This window comes from Bacillus sp. ES1-5, assembly GCF_022487605.1.
Taxonomy (GTDB): Bacteria; Bacillota; Bacilli; order Bacillales; family Bacillaceae_G; genus Bacillus_A; species Bacillus_A wiedmannii.
Genome location: NZ_JAKVPU010000006.1, coordinates 184,852 through 198,958, shown reverse-complemented (window position 1 = coordinate 198,958; position 14,107 = coordinate 184,852). Strand labels below are relative to the sequence as shown.

Here is a 14,107-nt window from a genome sequence, read left to right as displayed (position 1 = left end):
CCTCTCTTAGAATTTACGCTTTCTTGCCGCTTCAGATTTCTTCTTACGTTTTACACTTGGCTTTTCATAAAACTCGCGCTTTCTTGCTTCAGCAAGTGTACCAGTTTTAGAAACCGATCTTTTAAAACGGCGAAGTGCATCCTCCAAAGACTCGTTTTTACGAACGACTGTTTTTGACATTCTCTTTCCCTCCCTCCGAAACATCACACTTACATACTAATTTCAGCATGCAAAAAGAAACCCTTCTTCAGCATGTCTTTTACGATTATAATACATTTTATCACTTCAGGTCAACTATTTGGCAGAATAAAAGAAGAATAGATGCCCTTCCCTGTTCAAAAGCTATGTAGATAGCTTTTATCCTTTTCCCCTGAAGACAACTATATTTTTATCATTACATCTTTTTTAATACAAGAAAATATTAAATAACTACTCTTTCGACGTACCTGCCTTTTCAGTACTTAACTTCTCCACGAAAAAAAGAAAGCATGCAAATCGTTTCCGTTTGCATGCTTTTTTTACCCCACTATTTGTCGGGGAGGAACAAAAACCCCACTGATTAAAGTTTCATTTTATGCGCTTGCTGATTCTTTTTTTACATCGTCTTCAAGAACACGAACAAATTGCGCTTCGTTATATGGATAACCAGCTTTCGTAATTTTCACTTTCACTAGCTTACCAATTAATTCTTCTGATCCTTCAAATACAATTTTTAAGTAGTTATCCGTATAGCCTACATATAACCCTTTACGGTCACCCTCTTTAAATTGCTCTTCCGGAATGATTTCAAGCACTTCTCCTTCAAACTGTGACGCATACTCTTTCGCTAATTGGTTAGATAGTTCAATTAAACGATGAACACGATCATTCTTCACATCTTCAGGAACTTGATCTTCCATACGCGCTGCAGGTGTTCCTGTACGCTTTGAGTAAGGGAATACGTGTAACTCAGAGAAGCGATTCTCTTTAATGAAATTGTATGTTTCCATGAATTCTTCTTCTGTTTCACCTGGGAAACCAACAATTACATCCGATGTAATCGCAAGGCCTGGTAACGCTTCTTTCAATCGATCTAAACGCTCTTGGAAAAATTCCATCGTATACTTACGACGCATACGCTTTAATACAGTATTAGATCCAGATTGCAATGGAATGTGCAAGTGACGTACAACTACTTCAGACTTATCTAACACTTCAATTACTTCATCTGAAATCTGACTCGCTTCAATAGAAGAAATACGAAGACGTTTTAATCCGCCTACTTCCGCTTCCATATCACGAAGTAATCCAGCTAAGTTATAATCTTTAATATCTTCACCGTACCCACCTGTATGAATACCTGTTAATACAATTTCTTTATAACCTGCATCTACTAATTGCTGCGCTTGTTTAATAACTTCTTTTCCATCACGAGAACGCATTAAACCACGTGCCCAAGGAATAATACAGAATGTACAGAAATTATTACAACCTTCTTGTATTTTTAAAGATGCACGTGTACGATCCGTGAAATAAGGTACATCCAGTTCTTCGTATACACGTGTTTTCATAATGTTGCGGACAGCATTAATTGGTTGACGCTCTTTGCGGAATTCTTCAATGTATCCTAACATCTTTTCACGATCCTGTGTACCAACTACAATATCTACACCTGGAATCGCCATAATTTCCGCTGGAGATGTTTGTGCATAACATCCCGTTACACAAATAACCGCATCCGGATTTTGACGAACGGCACGTCTAATAACTTGACGGCTTTTCTTATCTCCCGTATTCGTTACTGTACACGTATTAATAACATATACATCAGCTTTCTTTTCATATTCAGTTCTTTCATATCCACCTTGTTTAAACAATTGCCAAATGGCTTCTGTTTCATAGTGGTTTACTTTACAACCTAACGTATGGAACGCAACAGTTGACATTGATCATCACCCCATCAATTCAAAATGATACGAAGCAGCACTTAACGCGTATAACGGCGCCGTTTCTGTTCTTAAAATTCTTGGTCCTAAACTACATGGTACAAATTTATGTTCACGAAGCGTAGTAATCTCTTCCTCCGCTAAACCACCTTCTGGTCCAAATACAATCAATAGTTTTTGGCCTGGTTTCATCGTCGTTAAAGCTTTAGCAAAATTGGACTTCTCACCTTGTTTTGCTTCCTCTTCATACGCAACAAGACATACATCATACTCATTACTCATTGAAAGCAATTGCTTAAATGATGCCGGAGCATGCACTTCTGGAATTTCGCTTCTATGCGATTGTTCCGCAGCTTCTTTCACAATTTTTCTTAAACGCTCAACTTTTTTATCAGCTTTTTTTGCATCCCATTTTACGATAGATCGAGATGCTTGAAATGATAAAAATGCGGCTGCCCCAAGCTCAGTTCCTTTTTGGAAAATTAACTCTAGCTTGTCTCCTTTCGGCAGTCCACTTGCAATCGTCACGAAAACAGGAAGTTCACTTGACGCCTCTACCCATTCTACAATAGCCGTATTAATAAATTCACTGGTAATTTCATCAATTGAACATACTGCTGTTTTTCCATTTACACAGCAATAAATGTGATCACCAGCTGACATACGCATCACTCTTGCGATATGATGTACGTCATCACCTACAATGCGAATACTTGTCTCATTTACATATTTCTCTTCTACAAAATAACGTTGCATATAATCACCTTAGTAGAGTTTCGTTCCTTTCGTAAGTCAACACTTACGAAAAGAACGAAACGTTATCATTTTTTCATATAACAAACGGCAAGTCCCTCACCTTATAGTGAGAGACTCCCCCTTTTCATTATAAACTAAAATCTATATTACGCATTTCGTGCAATAATTGCTACCCAATCTTCCATTCGTAATACTTCTTCAATTGTAAATCCAGCTTTTTCTAGCGCTTCAGAAATTATCTTTTCCTTCGCCGCAATAATGCCCGATGTAATAAATAATCCACCCGACTTCACAACTCTTGCTGCATCCTCAGGGAATAAAAGAATAATTTCTGCTAATAAGTTAGCTACGATTAAATCAACAGGACCTTCAATACCTTCTAAAAGACTATTTTGCCCAACAGACACGATATCATCTGTTTTATTTAAACGTACATTCATTTCTGCACTTTCCACTGCAACCGGATCTAAATCATACGCTTGAACAGAAGACGCACCTAATTTTGCCGCTGCAATACTAAGTACACCAGAACCTGTTCCTACATCAATGACAGTATCACCTGGCTGAACTGTTTTTTCTAAAGCACGAATACACATCGTTGTTGTCGGATGCGTTCCTGTCCCAAACGCCATACCTGGATCTAATTCAATAATTTTTTCTTCCGGAGAAGCTGGTGTATATTCTTCCCATGTCGGCACAATTGTGAATGTATCAGAAATTTGTACTGGATGGTAATATTTTTTCCAAGCAGTGGCCCAATCTTCTTCATTGACTTCGTTAACGGTAATATTTCCAGTACCAATTTCGATGTCGTAAGATGGAAGCATATCAATAGATGATTTTACACCCGCAATCGTTTCCTGTAAAGAATCCGTTTGTGGGAAATATGCTTTTATTAATACACCTTCCGCCGGATATTCATCTGGGTTCAATGCATAAATTTCACCATATTGTTGCTCGCGCTCTTTCGTCAACTCCGCTGGATCCTCAATCGCAACTCCACTAGCACCAGCTTCATGTAAAATATGAGAGACAGCTTCTACTGCTTCTTCTGTTGTATGAATACTAACTTCTGACCATTTCACAATTTACCAACTCCATTTTTTATTTCCATTATTCCCCTTTGAAAGCACGTTTAAGCTTTCCAAATAAACTATCATCCTGCTCTTCTTGTCCCGCAAATTCACGTAATAATTCTTTTTGATGTGAAGTTAATTTCGTCGGTACAACAACACGAACGACTACATATTGATCTCCTTGACCGTATCCACGTACGTTCGGAGCACCTTTTCCTTTTAAGCGGAATTCTGTTCCTGTTTGTGTTCCTGCTGGAATTTTCAGCTTCACTTTCCCATGAACAGTAGGAACTTCCACTTCAGCACCAAGTGCCATTTGCGCAAATGTTAATGGCATTTCGCAAATAATGTGATCTCCTTCACGCTCGAAGAATTCATGATTTCTCACATGAACAACAACATATAAATCTCCTGCCGGTCCGCCATTTACACCCGCTTCACCTTTTCCAGATACACGAATTTGTTGACCATTATCGATACCTGCCGGAATCTTAACGTTGATTTTTTTACGTTTACGTACTTTACCAGAACCGTGACATGTCGTACATTTTTCTTTAATCATTTGACCAGTTCCTGAACAATGACCACAAGCTTGACGGTTTACGATACGACCAAATGGTGTATTTTGTTCTACACTTACTTGCCCTGATCCTGAACAATGTTTACATGTTTCTTTTGAAGTTCCTGGTTTCGCTCCGCTACCTTTACAAGTATCACATGGATCTTCTACTGGAATCTCAACATTTAATTCTTTACCAAAAATAGCTTCCTCAAACTCTAAAGTAACTTGATATTGTAAGTCAGCACCTTGACGTGGAGCATTTGGATCACGACGTCTACCGCCACCGCCGCCAAAGAACGAACTAAAGATATCTTCGAAACCGAAGCCACCGCCGAAGTCTCCTCCGCCGCCAAAGCCACCGAAACCTTGATTTGCACCAGCATGACCAAATTGATCATATTGTGCGCGCTTTTGATCGTCGCTTAATACTTCGTATGCTTCTTGTACTTCTTTAAACTTTTCAATTGCATTTTCTTCTTTACTTACGTCTGGATGGTATTTTTTAGCCAAACGACGATACGCTTTTTTTATTTCATCTTTTGAAGCACCCTGGCTAAGTCCAAGGACCTCATAATAGTCTCGTTTACTCATAAATTTACAACCCCCGAATCTTTCACATAAACGTAATTTTAACACCGAAAGAAAGTGCTTTGCAACAAAGTTTCCTCACTTACAGTATGCAAAGTAAAAAACTTAAGAACCTCACACTTTTCTTTTCATTCGTGAAAAAAGTCAAAGTCAAGGCACGCTTGACTTTGACTTTTTGTCATCTTACTTATTTATATTACTTATCTTCTTTTACTTCTTCAAACTCAGCGTCTACTACATTGTCTTTCTTCGCGCCAGCATCTTGTGCTCCTTGTGCACCTTCTGCTTGCCCTGCGGCTGCTTGAGCTTGCTCGTATAATTTAACAGTTAATTGTTGTACGATTTCTTGTAAAGCGTCTTTTTTCGCACGGATTTCCTCAAGCTCGTTCTTCTCGATCGCAGCTTGTAATGCTTCTTTCGCTTCTGTTGCTTTTGCAACTTCAGCCGCATCCACTTTACCTTCTAAATCTTTTACAACTTTATCCGTTTGGAATACAAGTTGGTCAGCTTCGTTACGAAGTTCAACTTCTTCCTTACGTTTTTGGTCAGCGTCAGCATTTGCTTCTGCTTCTTGTACCATACGATCTACTTCTTCATCAGAAAGACCTGAAGAAGATTGGATTGTAATAGTTTGCTCTTTGCTTGTTCCTAAGTCTTTTGCACGCACGTTAACGATACCGTTCGCATCAATATCGAATGTTACTTCGATTTGTGGAATACCACGTGGTGCTGGTGGAAGGTCTGTTAATTGGAAACGGCCTAATGTTTTGTTGTCAGCTGACATTGGACGCTCACCTTGTAATACGTGAATGTCTACTGCCGGTTGGTTATCAGCAGCTGTTGAGAATACTTGTGACTTACTTGTTGGAATTGTAGTGTTACGCTCGATTAATTTCGTGAACACACCACCCATAGTTTCAATACCTAAAGAAAGTGGAGTTACGTCTAATAATAGTACGCCTTCTACATCACCAGTAAGTACGCCACCTTGAACTGCAGCACCTAATGCTACAACTTCATCAGGGTTTACACCTTTATATGGTTCTTTACCAGTTTCACGTTTAATAGCTTCTTGTACAGCTGGGATACGAGTAGATCCACCAACAAGGATAACTTTATCTAATTCGCTTGGAGCAAAACCAGCGTCTTTTAATGCACGACGAGTTGGCTCTAACGTTCTTTCAACAAGACCTGCTGAAATCTCTTCGAATTTCGCTCTTGTTAACGTTAATTCTAAGTGTAATGGACCAGCAGCTCCAGCACTAATGAATGGTAATGAAATTTGTGTTTGTGTTACGCCAGAAAGATCTTTTTTCGCTTTTTCAGCTGCATCTTTCAAACGTTGAAGTGCCATTTTATCTTGGCTTAAATCAATGTTATTTTCTTTTTTGAACTCAGCTACTAAGTGGTCAATAATAACTTGGTCAAAGTCATCTCCACCAAGACGGTTGTCACCAGCAGTTGAAATAACTTCGAATGTTCCATCTGCTAACTCAAGGATAGATACGTCAAATGTACCGCCACCTAAGTCATATACTAAGATTTTTTGCTCTTCATCTTGTTTTTCTAAACCGTAAGCAAGCGCTGCTGCTGTTGGTTCGTTAATGATACGCTCAACTTCTAAACCAGCGATACGACCAGCATCTTTTGTTGCTTGACGTTCTGCATCGTTGAAGTATGCAGGTACTGTAATAACAGCTTTCGTTACTGTTTCACCTAAGTATGCTTCAGCAGAAGCTTTTAAGTTTTGTAAAATGATTGCAGAAATTTCTTGAGGTGTATAATCTTTACCTTCAACTTCTACTTTGTAGTCTGTACCCATATGACGTTTAACAGACATGATTGTATTTGGGTTTGTAATTGCTTGACGCTTTGCAACTTCCCCAACTTGACGCTCTTCATTTTTGAAAGCTACAACAGAAGGTGTTGTACGGTTTCCTTCTGGGTTTGGGATAACCTTTGGTTCTCCACCTTCCATAACAGCTACACAAGAGTTTGTTGTACCTAAGTCAATACCGATAATTTTACTCATGGCGAATCCTCCTACTTTTATGTAAATTATTGATTTACTTTTACCATTGATGGGCGAATCACACGGTCTTTTAGTTTATAACCTTTTTGGAATTCTTCAACTACCGCGTTTGATTCAAATTCACTATCTTCCACTTGCATAATAGCTTGGTGTTCATTAGGATCAAACTGTTTACCAACAGATCCAATCACTTCAACACCTTCTTTAGTCAACGCTTCTAACAATTGACGATGCACCATTTCCATACCTTGTAACAAGGACTTCGTTTGCTCATCAGTTGCTTCCACTTGCATCGCTCTTTCAAAATTATCAAGAGCTGGCAAAATATCTGAAACTAGACTTTGTGCTCTATATTTTTCAGCAGCCTGTTTATCCATTTGGACACGACGCTTATAATTTTCAAAATCTGCTTGTAGACGTAATGTGCGACCTTCCGTTTCCGTTAGTTTCGCTTGTAACTCATCTACTTTTTCTTGTAAAAGAGCAGCCTCACTTTTTTCTTCTACAGTTTCTTCACTGTTTTCTGTCGTGACAGCTTCTTTTACTTCTTCTACCACTTGTTCGTTACGCTCTTCCACAATATTCACCTCCTTAAAAGGTATTAGGTATTATGCTGAGCACAATTACCTAAGCATTATATATTACACACAGCAATGAAAATTTCATTACTTAAGCGAATGTATTACTCTCATTTACTTTTTAAGTCCATCAGTAAATTGTCTCGTAAATAACTGTAACAAACTAATTACCCGCGAGTATTGCATTCTTGTCGGACCTAAAATAGCAATTGTTCCAAGCTGTTCTTCTCCAATCGAATATGTTGCAGAAATTAAACTACAATCTTCCATGGCCGTCGCAGAGTTTTCCCTACCAATTTTCACTTGAATACCTACTTGTTTATGACGCAAAATGTCATAAAACTCGGCTTCATTATCAATCATTGTCAGCAAGGATCTTACTTTGTGAATGTCATGGAACTCTGGTTGCGAAAGCATATTTGCTTTCCCTCCAAAGTATATCTTTTCCGATAAAGGAACTTGAAATGTACCATCTAACATTTTTATTGCACTATCGTAATTATGAACATACCCACGTAAAACTGTAACAATCTCTTTCAAGATTTTGTTATGCAGTTCTGCCATTGGTACGCCCGACAGCTTTTCATTTAAAATATTAACCATTTTTTCTAAATCTGATAAATCAACAGATTCCGGAACGGTAATCGTTTTGCTTTGTACATGCCCTGTATCCGTTACAATAATAGCGACTGCAGTTTGACGATCAAGCGGTACAATTTGTACGTTTTTAAGTTTATTTGTGCTTAACTTCGGTCCAAGAACAATGGCCGTATAATTCGTAAGCTCTGATAAAATTTGAGCCGATTGCTGTGCAATCTTTTCCGCTTCAAAAATTCTTTCAGCAAATAAATCTTTAATTTGTACAATTTCATCGTTCGGTAAGTTTTGCGGCGCTAAAAGATGATCTACATAAAAACGATATCCTTTTTCAGAAGGAACACGTCCTGAAGAACTATGCGTTTTCTCAATAAATCCTAGTTCCTCTAAATCAGCCATTTCATTTCGAATAGTAGCTGAACTAAACGTAATTTCATCTTTCTTAGCCAACGTCCTCGACCCAACAGGTTGCGCTGATCCAATAAAGTCATCAATAATTGTTTGTAAAATTAAGAGCTGACGTTCCGTAAGCATCTCATCATCACCTCTGTTAGCACTCTTTGTCTTCGAGTGCTAAATCTATTAATAACTTACCAAAATTGACATTCAATTGTCAACGGAAACGTCACGAAATAATGAAACTTTTTCACGTTTATGGAACATTTAATTAGTCAATCAAAAACGATTGGAATACTTCATTCCCTAATAATTTTCCTTTTCGCGTTAAACGAACATATCCATCTTTCTCTTCAAGCAATCCTTGTTCTTGATTTTTTTGCAACTGCTTCGCGAAAACTTGATCCATCTCCATATTAAATTTCTTTTGAAACGCTATTTTAGATACACCTTTTGTTTTTCGAAGTCCTAAGAACAACTCTTCTTCCATTCTTTCTTTCTCCGTCACCGCGTGAACATCTAAATATGGAAATCCAGTTTCATCGATTTTATTGAAATATTGCTTGAGCGGACCTACATTTTGGATACGTTCTCCATTTACATAACTATGCGCTCCAGCTCCAAATCCATAATACTCTTCATTATTCCAGTATGTGAGATTATGTCTACTTTCATTATCACCTTTTGAGAAATTGCTAATTTCATACTGGGTATAGCCGTGTTTCTCCATTTCATCCATTACCATTTCATACATTTTCGCTTCATGGTCTTCACCTGGAAGTCTTAATTTCCCTTTATTCATTAAGTTATAAAACACAGTTTTCGGTTCCACAATTAATGAATATGCCGAGAAATGTTGTACGCCAAGCGTAAAAGCAATGTCTAATGTTTCTTTAACATCTTCTATCGTCTGCCCTGGCAGAGCATAGATAATATCTACATTTATATTTTTAAAGCCCACTTCCTGCGCTTCTCTAATTGCTACAAATGCATCTTCCCTCGTGTGCTTACGCCCAATTTTCTCAAGCAACTCATCCCGAAATGTTTGCACGCCAAAACTAATTCGGTTCACTCCACCTTCTAGCAATACATTTAACTTCTCTTTCGGTAAATCACCCGGATTTGCTTCAAATGTTAATTCACAATTTGGCGCAAACGGACGTAAGCGACTGTTTATAATATCTAGTAACTTTTTTGTCTGCTCCATATTTAACGCTGTCGGAGTTCCTCCACCAACAAAAATTGTTTTCATACTATCAAACGGTACTTTTTGAACTGTATTTATTATTTCTTTCTCTAAATACTCTAAATATTGATCGACCGGCTGGCGTTCAATAAACACTTTATTAAAATCACAATAGTGACAAATATGCTGACAAAACGGAATGTGAATATATGCAGCTTGCACCAAATATAACTCCTACCTTTCTAAAAAGAAAACCTCCGCGCTCCGGAGGAATCTTTACTTCTCTAACGTATTACGAATTTGTTCCATTCGCATTTTTCCCCAATCATACATCATTTCAACGATTGGTAAAAGCGACATGCCTAATTCCGTCATATAATACTCTACTCGCGGAGGAATTTCTGGGTATACTGTTCGATCAACAACCCCATCTTCCATTAACTCTTTTAATTGGTTCGACAAAACTTTATGAGAAATACTTGGGAATAATCGTTGTAATTCACTAAAACGATGAGGCCCTTCCACACCAAGATGCCACAGTATCACAACTTTCCACTTCCCACTAATAATAGAAAGCGTCAATTCCTTTTCACAATTAAAATTGCCATTTTGTATTTTCTCGTGAATATCTTTTCGAATATTTTCGGACATTAATAGTCTCCTAACTCTATATCAATCATTCATAAATATAGCCACTTCACTATTGTAAATGAGAGAAGCTACGTTGTCTAAAAAGTAATTATACATAAAAAAGAAGCCGTATAAACGACTTCTTTTTTATCTCAATTCGTACGAAATAACAATCAATTATTAGTTGTCATCCATTTTCAGTACAGCCATGAATGCTTCTTGCGGTACTTCTACAGAACCAACAGACTTCATACGTTTTTTACCTTCTTTTTGCTTATCAAGAAGTTTACGTTTACGAGAAATGTCACCACCGTAACATTTCGCAAGTACGTTTTTACGCATCGCCTTAATTGTAGAACGTGCTACAACCTTGTTTCCGATAGTCGCCTGAATTGGTACTTCGAACTGTTGTCTTGGAATTAATTCTTTTAATTTCTCTACAATTACTTTACCACGGTCATACGCTGAATCACGATGCACGATAAATGATAAAGCATCGACTTGTTCATTATTTAAAAGAATATCCATTTTCACAAGTTTCGACGGTTTATAACCAATTAATTCGTAGTCAAACGATGCATATCCTTTTGTATTTGATTTCAACTGATCGAAGAAGTCATATACGATTTCTGATAACGGAATTTCGTATGTTAGTGTAACACGTGTTTCATCTAAATATTGCATATCAATAAACGTTCCACGTTTACCTTGGCAAATTTCCATTACAGCTCCAACATAGTCATTCGGAACCATAATCGACGCCTTCACAAACGGCTCTTCTACACGATCGATAGATTGTGGATCTGGCATATTAGATGGGTTATCAACAATAACATCTTCACCGCTTGTTAAATAAACTTTATAAATAACGCTTGGCGCTGTTGTAATTAAATCAATTTTAAATTCACGTTCAATACGTTCTTGAATGATTTCCATGTGAAGAAGTCCTAAGAAACCACAACGGAAACCAAATCCTAGTGCTTGAGATGTTTCTGGTTCAAACTCAAGAGCAGAATCGTTTAACTCTAATTTTTCTAACGCATCACGTAAGTCGTTGTAACGGGCAGAATCGATTGGATATAAACCACAGAATACCATTGGGTTTAATTTACGATAACCCGCTAACGCCTCTGCAGCCGGACGTTTTGCATGTGTGATTGTATCACCTACGCGTGTATCACCTACGTTTTTAATAGATGCCGCTAAGAACCCTACATCACCTACTGTTAACTCGTCACGTTGCGTTGTTTTCGGTGTAAACACACCTACTTCTGTTACTTCAAATTCTTTTCCAGTTGCCATCATACGTACTTTATCGCCAACTTTTACCGTTCCATTTACAACACGGATATATGCAATTACACCGCGGTACGGATCATATAAAGAATCGAAAATCATACATTGTAAAGGCTCTTCTGAATCCCCTGCTGGAGCCGGTACCTTTTCAACGATTTGTTCTAAAATATCTTCAATACCAATACCAGCTTTCGCTGAAGCAAGTACAGCTTCCGATGCATCTAAACCAATTACATCTTCTACCTCTTGACGTACACGTTCTGGGTCCGCACTTGGTAAGTCGATTTTATTAATAACTGGTAATATTTCTAAATTATTATCAAGCGCTAAATATACGTTTGCTAATGTTTGCGCCTCAATCCCTTGTGCTGCATCCACAACAAGAATCGCACCTTCACAAGCCGCTAAACTACGAGATACTTCGTACGTAAAGTCGACGTGTCCTGGAGTATCGATTAAGTGAAGAATATACTCTTCACCGTCTTTCGCTTTATACGTAAGTTGTACTGCATTTAATTTAATTGTAATACCGCGCTCACGCTCTAAATCCATAGAGTCAAGCAATTGAGCTTTCATTTCACGTTGTGTTAACGCGTTTGTTTTCTCTAAAATACGGTCTGCTAACGTTGATTTTCCGTGGTCAATATGAGCAATGATAGAGAAATTACGGATTTTGGACTGTCTTTTTGCTCTTTCTTCTTTGTTCATCTATGTTCTCAACTCCTAATAGTCTCGCCAATATACACTAGCACTGATTATATCAATAGAGCAGCAAAGATTCAATGAAAACTCGTGCTGCTTACAATACAAATCATTCTATCTATATCTTATGCGAACAAACCATAAGAGACAAACCTTTTTCAAATTTAAAAACGGCTGTCGTACAAAATGGTAAGACAACCGTTCTTCCTGCTACCCTTAACTAAAAATCTCCTTCACTTTCCCAACAACTATATCCGTTCCAAACTTTGTTACTTCATAAGTAGCACTTGCTATTGCCATACCAATTCCTTCTACAACATTAAAGCTTTTTAAGCTTTCTAATTGTTTTTGTTTTTCAGCAACGGAAAACGAACTTCCCAAAATTTCTGATTCAGCACCCGCACCCTCTGTTCCTGTCATATGAGCGATTTGTTCATACGACATTTGCTGATAACCTTTCATACTTTTCAAACCATGATTAGCAAGTACCACCCCTGCTATTATCATAAGTAAACATAAGGCCGCACTACATATACATAAAAGCGAAAAGCGGCTTAAACGATTATCATCTCCTCCCATCAATGTGTATATGCTCCTGTATTATCTTGGTCAATTTGATGATGCAAGGCTGCATTTAAACCACTCGCTATTACATTCGCCATATCCTCTATGAAAGCATCCACTTCTTTCGGAGTCACCATTAAATTATGACCAAGAGGAGATAACACTTCATAAATTAATTTTCTCTTCTCTTCATCTTCCAGCGTACCTACAGCACCTAAAAACATATTCCGACTCTTTTCATCCGGCATATCTTCTTCTGTTAATTTTTTCTTTTCTCCAAATGTAAAACCGGCTGGTAACAAAGAACGGGCAGGTTTGTTTCCTTCTTTCATCTCCCGTCCAAAATGTTTCAAAATAAAATCAATTGTATCGCTTGTAATTGAAACGGCATCAACCACAGTCGGAACACCAATCGCGATAACAGGAATACCCAATGTTTCTTTACTGAGTTCCTTACGCTTATTCCCAACACCCGATCCAGGATGAATTCCCGTATCAGAAATTTGTATCGTACTATTTACTCGTTCAATAGAACGGGCAGCTAATGCATCAATTGCAATGACAAAGTCTGGCTTCGTCTTCTCAATGATTCCATAAATGACATCGCTCGTTTCGATTCCTGTAATTCCCATTACCCCCGGCCGAATTGCACTAACAGGCCTAAACCCTTCTTCTACACTTTCAGGTTGCAATTGAAACAAATGTCTCGTTACCAATACATTTTCTACAACAATCGGTCCAAGCGCATCTGGCGTTACATTCCAATTCCCAAGACCAACAATTAAACAACTCGCTTCTTTCGTAACGCCAACCTCTTCTAAGAAATAAGAAAATTCTTTTGCAAAAATGCGCTCTACTTTTTGTTGCAGTTCCGTATCTTGTTGACGTATACCTTGTACTTCAAGCGTTAAATAACTCCCAGGTTTTTTACCCATCGATTCAGAGGCAACTTCATCAATCATTACTTTTGTAATGGTAATACCTTCTTCTTCCCTCTCTTTTACAATAACTCCTTGTATCCCTTTTTTCTCTTCTTGACTCTCTTGCAACATTTGATGTGCCTCTACAGCAAGGTCAGTTCTAACACTATATTTACTTAAATCTAATGGTTCTTTCATCGTATCTCCTCCGTAATTCATAGTAAATATCGTTAGATTTCCCAAAGTTATATAAGGCCATTCTTTCCTTTACGTGAAATTTCATTGATATACTATTGCAA

General features: G+C 37.8%; 13 protein-coding genes. All 13 read right to left on the bottom strand.

Features of this window, described 5'->3' with window-relative positions:
- Window positions 1-6 precede the first annotated feature (6 nt).
- Window positions 7-180 carry a 30S ribosomal protein S21 gene (gene rpsU, locus MKO96_RS20400; protein ID WP_000048061.1) on the bottom strand — a complete coding sequence of 58 codons (174 nt, stop codon included), beginning with the start codon at window positions 178-180 and terminating at the stop codon, window positions 7-9.
- 392 nt (window positions 181-572) lie between these two features.
- Window positions 573-1,925: a tRNA (N(6)-L-threonylcarbamoyladenosine(37)-C(2))-methylthiotransferase MtaB gene (gene mtaB / locus MKO96_RS20395; protein ID WP_000108688.1), complete on the bottom strand. Its 1,353-nt coding sequence runs from the start codon at window positions 1,923-1,925 to the stop codon at window positions 573-575.
- A 6-nt stretch (window positions 1,926-1,931) separates the two neighbouring features.
- Window positions 1,932-2,681, bottom strand: a complete 750-nt coding sequence (locus MKO96_RS20390; protein ID WP_240588468.1) for a 16S rRNA (uracil(1498)-N(3))-methyltransferase — start codon at window positions 2,679-2,681, stop codon at window positions 1,932-1,934.
- 146 nt (window positions 2,682-2,827) lie between these two features.
- Complete coding sequence (prmA, locus tag MKO96_RS20385) at window positions 2,828-3,766, bottom strand: 50S ribosomal protein L11 methyltransferase (RefSeq protein ID WP_000872122.1); 939 nt, start codon at window positions 3,764-3,766, stop codon at window positions 2,828-2,830.
- Between the two features lie 28 nt (window positions 3,767-3,794).
- Window positions 3,795-4,910, bottom strand: coding sequence for a chaperone protein DnaJ (dnaJ, locus tag MKO96_RS20380; protein ID WP_000043954.1), 1,116 nt, complete (start codon window positions 4,908-4,910; stop codon window positions 3,795-3,797).
- A 193-nt stretch (window positions 4,911-5,103) separates the two neighbouring features.
- Window positions 5,104-6,939 carry a chaperone protein DnaK gene (gene dnaK / locus MKO96_RS20375; protein ID WP_000034697.1) on the bottom strand — a complete coding sequence of 612 codons (1,836 nt, stop codon included), beginning with the start codon at window positions 6,937-6,939 and terminating at the stop codon, window positions 5,104-5,106.
- 26 nt (window positions 6,940-6,965) lie between these two features.
- Window positions 6,966-7,517, bottom strand: coding sequence for a nucleotide exchange factor GrpE (grpE, locus tag MKO96_RS20370; protein ID WP_097819251.1), 552 nt, complete (start codon window positions 7,515-7,517; stop codon window positions 6,966-6,968).
- Window positions 7,518-7,631: 114 nt separating this feature from the next.
- Window positions 7,632-8,648: a heat-inducible transcriptional repressor HrcA gene (hrcA, locus tag MKO96_RS20365; RefSeq protein WP_076540270.1), complete on the bottom strand. Its 1,017-nt coding sequence runs from the start codon at window positions 8,646-8,648 to the stop codon at window positions 7,632-7,634.
- A gap of 133 nt (window positions 8,649-8,781) precedes the next feature.
- Window positions 8,782-9,921, bottom strand: coding sequence for a radical SAM family heme chaperone HemW (gene hemW / locus MKO96_RS20360; RefSeq protein ID WP_087981991.1), 1,140 nt, complete (start codon window positions 9,919-9,921; stop codon window positions 8,782-8,784).
- Window positions 9,922-9,972: 51 nt separating this feature from the next.
- On the bottom strand, window positions 9,973-10,347 hold the full coding sequence (locus MKO96_RS20355; protein ID WP_087981993.1) for a winged helix-turn-helix transcriptional regulator: 375 nt from the start codon (window positions 10,345-10,347) through the stop codon (window positions 9,973-9,975).
- A gap of 159 nt (window positions 10,348-10,506) precedes the next feature.
- A complete protein-coding gene (gene lepA / locus MKO96_RS20350; RefSeq protein WP_240588467.1) occupies window positions 10,507-12,330 on the bottom strand; it encodes an elongation factor 4 in 1,824 nt (607 codons plus the stop codon).
- Window positions 12,331-12,540: 210 nt separating this feature from the next.
- Window positions 12,541-12,906: a YqxA family protein gene (locus MKO96_RS20345; RefSeq protein ID WP_240588466.1), complete on the bottom strand. Its 366-nt coding sequence runs from the start codon at window positions 12,904-12,906 to the stop codon at window positions 12,541-12,543.
- Window positions 12,903-14,006 (bottom strand): GPR endopeptidase, encoded by a 1,104-nt coding sequence (gpr, locus tag MKO96_RS20340; RefSeq protein ID WP_087981998.1) that lies wholly within the window; start codon window positions 14,004-14,006, stop codon window positions 12,903-12,905. The genes MKO96_RS20345 and gpr overlap by 4 nt, the downstream gene beginning before the upstream one ends.
- Between the last annotated feature and the right edge of the window lie 101 nt (window positions 14,007-14,107).